Annotated in this window: 3 protein-coding genes; all 3 read left to right on the forward strand. The window is 57.5% G+C overall.

The window, feature by feature from the left end; translation table 11 throughout:
- Window positions 1–255: 255 nt before the first annotated feature.
- The 3 genes from malQ (at window position 256) to pflA (ending at window position 5,563) form a co-directional block, all read left to right on the forward strand.
- Window positions 256–1,809, forward strand: coding sequence for a 4-alpha-glucanotransferase (gene malQ, locus C4885_RS15175; protein ID WP_371681686.1), 1,554 nt, complete (start codon window positions 256–258; stop codon window positions 1,807–1,809).
- A gap of 524 nt (window positions 1,810–2,333) precedes the next feature.
- On the forward strand, window positions 2,334–4,586 hold the full coding sequence (gene pflB / locus C4885_RS15180) for a formate C-acetyltransferase (RefSeq protein WP_114001142.1): 2,253 nt from the start codon (window positions 2,334–2,336) through the stop codon (window positions 4,584–4,586).
- A gap of 212 nt (window positions 4,587–4,798) precedes the next feature.
- The gene (gene pflA, locus C4885_RS15185; RefSeq protein WP_114001143.1) at window positions 4,799–5,563 is read left to right on the forward strand and encodes a pyruvate formate-lyase-activating protein; all 765 of its coding nucleotides are present in this window, start codon (window positions 4,799–4,801) and stop codon (window positions 5,561–5,563) included.
- The last annotated feature ends 88 nt before the right edge of the window (window positions 5,564–5,651 follow it).

Below are 5,651 nucleotides of genomic sequence, written 5' to 3' on the forward strand. Positions count from 1 at the left end.
GCTGCGGCACGGCATCTGCGTTGCCAAAATGCTCGATAATGTCGGGTTGCGGTACCCGCATCGTGCTTCGGGGGCAAAAGCCCCTTGCACTCTGCGACCGCTGCCCCTGCTTCGGTTCGCTGTATCCGCCACTGGCGGCGCTCACCTTTGCAGCATCCAGCATTATCTGTGCTTTTGGCTTAGCATCTGCCGCTCCTCGCTCGCCGTATCGGCACTTAGAATTATGCGGTATTGCCATAAAGAAAAGAGGTTTCCCTGATGAGAGCAAGCGGCATTCTGCTGCATATTTCCAGCCTGCCCTCCCCCCATGGCATCGGCACCATGGGCGCGGCAGCAAAAGATTTTGTGGATTTCCTAGTCAAAGCCGGTCAGGCTTACTGGCAGATCCTTCCGGTTTGCCCCACCAGCTATGGCGACAGCCCTTACCAGTCTTTTTCTACCTTTGCGGGCAATCCGTATTTTATTGACCTGGACCTGCTGGCCAAAGCGGGCCTCCTCCAGCCGGAAGAATATGAATCTATCGACTGGGAAAGCACCCCTGGTTGTGTCAATTACGGAGCGCTGTACCAAAAGCGTTATGCGGTGCTGCACAAAGCCTGTGCCCGCCTGTTGGCAGCGCCCCCGGCGGATTACGCCGATTTTTTGGCGAAAAACGCGTTCTGGCTGCCGGACTATGCCCTGTTCATGGCCCTGAAAGATGCCCATAACGGGGTCTGCTGGCAGCAGTGGGAAGAACCGCTGCGCCGCCGCGAACCGGAGACCTTGGCCGCGGCCCGCGCCAAATATGCGGCGGATATTGACTTCTGGCAGGCTGTGCAGTACCTGTTCTATACCCAGTGGCATGACCTGAAAGCCTATGCCAACGCGCAGGGCATTGAGATTATCGGCGACCTGCCGATCTATGTGGCGGAGGACAGCGTGGATGTCTGGTCCTGCCCGCAGGAGTTCCAGCTGGACGAAAACCTGGTCCCCACCGAGGTGGCCGGCTGTCCGCCGGATGGTTTCTCCGCCACCGGTCAGCTATGGGGCAACCCGCTGTTTGACTGGGACACTATGGCTGCCAACGGCTATGCCTGGTGGGTGCGCCGCATCCGCCACCTGTGCGGAATTTATGATGTGTTGCGCATTGACCATTTCCGTGGCTTTGCGGGGTATTATGCCATCCCCTATGGTGATAAGACCGCCGAAAACGGCCGCTGGCGCACTGGGCCGGGCTATGCCCTCTTTGCTGCCGTCAAAAAAGAGCTGGGCAGCCCCCGCATTATTGCTGAGGACTTGGGCTTTTTGACCGACGATGTGCGCGCTCTGCTGAAAGAATGCGCCTACCCCGGCATGAAAGTGCTGGAATTTGCCTTTGACAGCCGTGACGGCGGTGACTACCGCCCCCACAGCTACCCCACCAACTGCATTGCTTACACTGGCACCCATGATAATGAGCCGGTGGACGGCTGGTTTGAAACCGCTCTGCCGGACGATATTGAGCGCGCCATCCAGTACCTGAATCTGACCAAAGAGGAAGGTATGAACTGGGGCATGATGCGCGGCATCTGGTCCAGCGTGGCGGATCTGGCTGTGGTGCAGGCCCAGGATGTGCTGGGCCTTGGGCATGAAGCCAGGATGAACACCCCCGCCACCTTGGGCGGTAACTGGTGCTGGCGCGCCCTGCCCGGCGCCTTTACCCCGGAGCTGGCCCAAAAGCTGCATGACGCTATGGAGCTGTATGGCCGCCTGCCGGAAAAACCCGCTGCAGAACCCGATGAAACAGAAAAATCGGAAGACGCAGAAAAAGCGGCGGAACCCAAAACCTGATCTCTCCCTATCCAACGCCCCCCACCGGAGCAGCTTCCGGTGCGGGGGCTTTTTTTGCAAATTTTTGGGTTGTTGCCTTGGCAACAGACAGCCCCGATGCGGATTGGTATACTAAAGGCACTCTGCAGGGGATGCTGAACCAACAACCCGGCAGAGCCGGTATGAAAACCCCGACTTTTGAAAGCACTTTCTATGTTAGCGCGACCTAACCATGAAAGACAAAATTATACCTGCACCGTTCGCCATGGGAAGCCACCGACATGTGCGGCAAATGCCATGCACAAAAAGCAATGCAAAAGTTTCCAACACAATTTTTGGTGTAGTTGTTGCTTTTTGTAAGGACATATGGTAGAATGATTGTGGCCCGGATACGGGCTAGTCAATGGCGTCCTTTTGGGCTGGAACCGTGGGCAACGCAGAAAAGCTGCCCGCCCGCCAGCTGGAAAAGGACAAGATTTTCAATAGCTGGTTAGAATAACCTAACTGATAGAGCAGCATATTTGGTTTACAACAGGAGGTAACCGATGACAGATTTTGTACAGTGGGAAGGCTTCCAGGGCCGCATCTGGAAAGAAGAAGTCAACACCCGCGATTTTATCCAGAAGAACTACCGCCCCTACTCCGGCGATGAAAGCTTCCTTGCCGGCCCCACCGAAGCAACCGATAAGCTTTGGGGTGCTCTGCAGGTTCTGCAGAAGGAAGAGCGCGCCAAGGGCGGCGTTCTGGATATGGAAACTGAAGTGGTTTCCGGCATGACCGCTTACGGCCCCGGCTATATCAGCGAGGACCTGAAGGATCTGGAAAAAGTCGTCGGCCTGCAGACCGATAAGCCCCTCAAGCGCGCCTTCATGCCCTATGGCGGCATCAAGATGGCAGAACAGGCCTGCACCACCTATGGCTATACTCCGTCCCCGAAGCTGCACGAAATCTTTACCAAGTATGCCCGCACCCACAACACCGCTGTGTTTGATGCCTACACCCCGGAGATGAAAAAGGCACGCCACAGCCACATTGTGACCGGCCTGCCCGATACCTATGGCCGCGGCCGCATCGTTGGCGACTACCGCCGCGTTGCCCTGTACGGCATTGACTACCTGATCAAAGAAAAGCAGAACGACTTTGCCAACTGCGGTGACGGCACCATGACCGATGACGTCATCCGTCTGCGCGAAGAGATCGCCCTGCAGATCCGTGCCCTGAACGATATGAAGGCCATGGCCGCTGCTTACGGCTATGATATCTCCCTGCCCGCTGCCAACGCCAAGGAGGCTGTGCAGTGGCTGTACTTTGGCTATCTGGCTGCCATCAAGACCCAGAACGGCGCTGCCATGAGCGTTGGCCGTATCTCCACCTTCCTGGATATCTATATCCAGCGCGACCTGGATAAGGGCATCCTGACCGAGACCGAGGCACAGGAACTGATCGACCACCTGACCATGAAGTTCCGCATGGTCAAGTTTGCCCGTATCCCCAGCTACAACCAGCTGTTCAGCGGCGACCCCGTGTGGGCTACCCTGGAAGTTGGCGGCATCGGCATGGATGGCCGCTCTATGGTCACCAAGACCGACTTCCGCTTCCTGCATACCCTGGAAAATATGGGCCCCGCACCGGAGCCGAACCTGACCGTTCTGTACTCCTCTGCTCTGCCCAAGACCTTTAAGGATTACGCCTCCAAGATCTCTATCAAGACTTCCTCCGTCCAGTACGAGAACGACGATGTGATGAAGCCTGTTTGGGGCGACGACTACTCCATCTGCTGCTGCGTTTCCGCAACCCAGACCGGCAAGGAGATGCAGTTCTTCGGCGCACGTGCCAACCTGGGCAAGTGCCTGCTGTATGCCATCAACGGCGGTATGGACGAAAAGCTGCATGAGCAGATTGGCCCTCACTATGCCCCCATCACTGCAGAGTACCTGGATTATGACGAAGTTATTGCCAGGTATGACGTTATGATGGATTGGCTGGCAGGCCTGTACGTCAATGTGCTGAACCTGATCCAGTACATGCACGACAAGTACTACTATGAGGCGGCGGAAATGGCCCTGATCGATACCGATGTGCGCCGTACCTTTGCCACCGGTATTGCCGGCTTCAGCCATGTAGTTGACTCCCTGAGCGCAATCAAGTACGCCAGGGTCAAGTGCGTGCGTGACGAGACCGGTCTGGTCACCGATTACGAGATCGAGGGCGAATTCCCCCGTTACGGCAACGATGACGACCGTGCCGATGATATCGCTGTCTGGCTGCTACGCACCTTCCTGGAGAAGATCAAGCGCCGCCACACCTACCGCAACTCCGAGGCTACCACCTCTATCCTGACCATCACCTCCAATGTGGTATACGGTAAGGCAACCGGCGCAATGCCGGATGGCCGCGCAGCCTTTACCCCGTTTGCCCCCGGTGCAAACCCGGCTTACGGCGCAGAGCAGAACGGCCTGCTGGCCAGCCTGAACAGCGTTGCCAAGCTGCCCTACCACTGGGCACTGGACGGCATCTCCAACACCCAGACCATCAACCCCGACGCTCTGGGCCACAGCGAGGGCGAGCGCGTTGAGAACCTGGTCCAGGTTATGGACGGCTACTTTGACCAGGGCGCCCACCACCTGAACGTCAACGTCTTTGGCACTGAAAAGCTGATCGACGCCATGGAGCACCCGGAGAAGGAAGAGTACGCCAACTTCACCATCCGTGTTTCCGGCTATGCCGTCAAGTTCATTGACCTGACCCGCGAACAGCAGATGGACGTTATTGCTCGTACCTGCCACAAGAAGATGTAATTGCTGCGGCGTGACTGTCGACTAGCATACAAGGCCCGCGGCTGCGTTTTGCGGCCGCGGGCTTTTTGGGCAAATGCGTGGTATAATAGGGGAGGAAACGCAGGACTCCAGCCCAGTCACACGTTGAAAAATGCGTATACCCCAGTAGGGCGGGGTCACCCGCCCCTGCCACATCCCAAACTCAACACCAACCGCAAAAGAGGTAATATTCCATGGAGCAAAACACCCCCATCACCGGCCGCATCCATTCGGTCGAAACGTTCGGCCTTGTCGATGGCCCCGGCGTGCGGTATGTCCTGTTTGTGCAGGGCTGTGCCATGCGCTGCCGCTATTGCCATAACCCCGAAACCTGGCCCTGCACCATTGGGGAGCAGCAAACCCCGGCCCAGGCCCTGCAAAAAGCCCTGCGCTATCGCACCTACTGGAAAAACAATGGTGGCCTGACCGTCAGCGGCGGTGAACCGCTGTTACAGATCGACTTTGTGTCGGAGCTGTTCCGCCTGGCCAAACTGCAGGGCGTGCATACCACCCTGGATACCGCCGGCCAGCCCTACACCACCGCGGAACCGTTCTATTCCAAGTTTGAGACCCTGATGCAGAACACCGACCTGGTGATGCTGGACCTGAAAGCCTTTTACCCGGACCGCCACAAGGCCCTGACTGGCTGCGATAACACCCCCATTCTGGATATGGCGCGCTGGATGGGCGAACATGGCAAAGCCATGTGGATCCGCCACGTTCTGGTGCCCGGGCTGACGGACGATGAAGCCGAGCTGCGGGAGATGAGCGATTTTATCAAATCCCTTGGCAGCGTGCGCCGCGTGGAGGTGCTGCCCTACCATACCCTTGGCCTGTTCAAGTGGGAAAAACTTGGCATCACCTACAGCCTGGATGGCGTTCAGCCGCCCAGCGAGGAAGCGGTTCAGCGCGCTGAAGAGCTGCTTTGCATCAAGGATTATCCGGATTTCAAAAAGTAAGGGCAATACCGCAACCCGACATTATCGAGCATTTTGGCAACGCAGATGCCGTGCCGCAGCTGCCGGAGCGGTGCTTAAGCCGCAAGGC

It is taken from the genome of Subdoligranulum sp. APC924/74 (assembly GCF_003324125.1).
In the GTDB taxonomy this organism is placed as follows: domain Bacteria; phylum Bacillota; class Clostridia; order Oscillospirales; family Ruminococcaceae; genus Gemmiger; species Gemmiger qucibialis.